This is a genomic window from Draconibacterium sp., assembly GCF_041583095.1.
In the GTDB taxonomy this organism is placed as follows: Bacteria; Bacteroidota; Bacteroidia; order Bacteroidales; family Prolixibacteraceae; genus Draconibacterium.
Map to the genome: position 1 here is coordinate 1 of NZ_JBFHGM010000433.1, position 2302 is coordinate 2302.

Below are 2302 nucleotides of genomic sequence, written 5' to 3' on the forward strand. Positions count from 1 at the left end.
GTTGCTTTCGTTTGTCTTATCGATTGTTGTCCAATAAGTCAAATTACGCTTACGTTTTGTACTTTTTTTAGTCAAAATATGACTTTTGTAGGCGTGCTTCCTTTTAATTTTACCACTTCCGGTTAATCTAAAACGTTTTTTAGCACCGGAGTTCGTTTTCATTTTTGGCATAATTCCTACTAATTAAGATGTTATCAAAGAACTTTATTATATTGGTTTAACACCACGAAACAAGTTTCGTTAACCGAAACTTATTTCTTCTTAGGTGAAATAAACATTGTCATTCTTTTTCCTTCCAGTTTTGGCATTTGCTCAACCGTTCCCCATTCTTCCAATTCTGTTGCCAGTCTCAGCAATAGAATTTCGCCCTGGTCTTTAAATAAGATCGAACGTCCTTTAAAGAATACAAACGCTTTAACTTTTGCTCCGTCCTGAAGGAATTTTTCAGCATGTTTCAGTTTAAACTGGAAGTCATGCTCATCAGTTTGCGGACCAAAACGTATTTCTTTTACCACAACTTTTGTGGTTTTTGCTTTCATCTCCTTTTGTTTCTTTTTCTGCTGATAAAGAAACTTCGAATAATCAATAATTTTACAAACCGGTGGATCGGCTTTTGGCGAAATTTCTACCAAATCCAATTCCATCTCGTCTGCTAATTTTAGTGCATCACGTAAGGGGTAAACACCTTGTTCTTCGATGTTATCACCCACTAAACGTACTTGTGGCACCCTGATCTTGTGATTTATCCGGTGTTGCGGTTCCTGCTCTTTACGTGGCTGGAATTTTCTTCTCGGACCTCTTCTTTTAATAGCTATAATGCGTTCCTCCTTAAGTTAGTTATACAATCCTGATAATTGATCTCTTACTTCTTTATTTATAAATTCAGCGAATTCCTGTATGGCCATCGTTCCTTTGTCGCCTTCGCCTTGTCGGCGCACAGCAATGGAATCCGACTCTGCTTCTTTTTCTCCAACTATCAGCAGGTAAGGAATTCGTTTTAATTCGTTGTCGCGTATCTTCCTACCAATCTTTTCGTTACGATCATCAACGACGGTGCGAATATCGGAAATATTTAGAAGATTTGAAACTTTTTTAGCATAATCGTTATACTTTTCACTGATAGGTAATACTACCACTTGCTCGGGTGTAAGCCACAATGGGAACTTACCGGCGGTGTGCTCAATCAACACAGCCACAAATCGTTCCATCGACCCGAACGGTGCGCGATGAATCATTACCGGGCGGTGACGGTTATCATCAGAGCCAATGTATTCCAGTTCAAAACGTTCGGGCAGGTTGTAATCCACCTGAACAGTTCCCAGCTGCCAGCTGCGTCCTAATGCATCCTTGATCATAAAATCAAGTTTTGGACCATAGAATGCAGCCTCGCCAAGCTCAGTTACGGTATTTAAGCCTTTTTCTTCACAAGCTTCAATGATGGCCTGCTCTGCTTTGTCCCAGTTTTCAGGCGATCCGATATACTTCTCTGGTTTATTCGGGTCGCGCAACGAAATCTGTGCAGTATAATTCTCAAAACTCAAAGCTTTGAAAATGATAAAGATAATATCGATTACCTTCTTGAATTCATCTTTTACCTGGTCGGGACGGCAGAAAAGGTGAGCGTCGTCCTGAGTAAAACCACGAACACGTGTTAACCCGTGCAACTCACCACTCATTTCGTAGCGGTAAACTGTTCCGAATTCTGCCATTCGAACCGGCAGATCTTTGTACGAACGCGGCCAGGCTTTGTAAATCTCGCAGTGGTGCGGACAGTTCATCGGTTTCAACAGGTACTCCTCTCCTTCTGCAGGAGTGGTGATTGGCTGAAACGAATCCTTTCCGTACTTTTCATAGTGACCGGATGTTTTATACAACTTCACATCGCCAATATGTGGTGTCATTACCTGCTCGTAACCGTATTTCTTTTGTACTTTTTTCAGGAAATTCTCCAGCTGCTCGCGCAACTGTGCTCCTTTTGGCAACCACAACGGCAAACCTTGTCCTACCGATTCGGAAAAGGTAAACAATTGCATTTCTTTACCGATTTTCCGGTGGTCGCGTTTTTTTGCTTCCTCCACCATTACAAGGTATTCCTCAAGCATTTTTGCTTTTGGGAAAGTAACCCCGTAAACACGGGTAAGCATTTTATTTTTTTCGTCGCCACGCCAGTAAGCACCTGCAATTGCAGTTAATTTTATGGCTTTAATATAGCCGGTGTTTGGCAAGTGTGGCCCACGGCATAAATCAGTAAAATTTCCCTGGTTGTACAAGGTAATGGTTCCGTCTTCCAATTCGCTGATCA

Annotated in this window: 3 protein-coding genes; all 3 read right to left on the reverse strand. The window is 41.5% G+C overall.

The window, feature by feature from the left end; all coding sequences use genetic code 11:
• On the reverse strand, positions 1–171 hold a 171-nt coding region (gene rpmI, locus ABZB17_RS22250; protein WP_372653833.1), incomplete at its 3' end, for a 50S ribosomal protein L35.
• An 80-nt stretch (positions 172–251) separates the two neighbouring features.
• Positions 252–818 carry a translation initiation factor IF-3 gene (infC, locus tag ABZB17_RS22255; RefSeq protein WP_320113702.1) on the reverse strand — a complete coding sequence of 189 codons (567 nt, stop codon included), beginning with the start codon at positions 816–818 and terminating at the stop codon, positions 252–254.
• A 15-nt stretch (positions 819–833) separates the two neighbouring features.
• Positions 834–2302 (reverse strand): threonine--tRNA ligase (thrS, locus tag ABZB17_RS22260; protein ID WP_372653831.1); only part of this gene is annotated, 1469 nt, incomplete at its 5' end.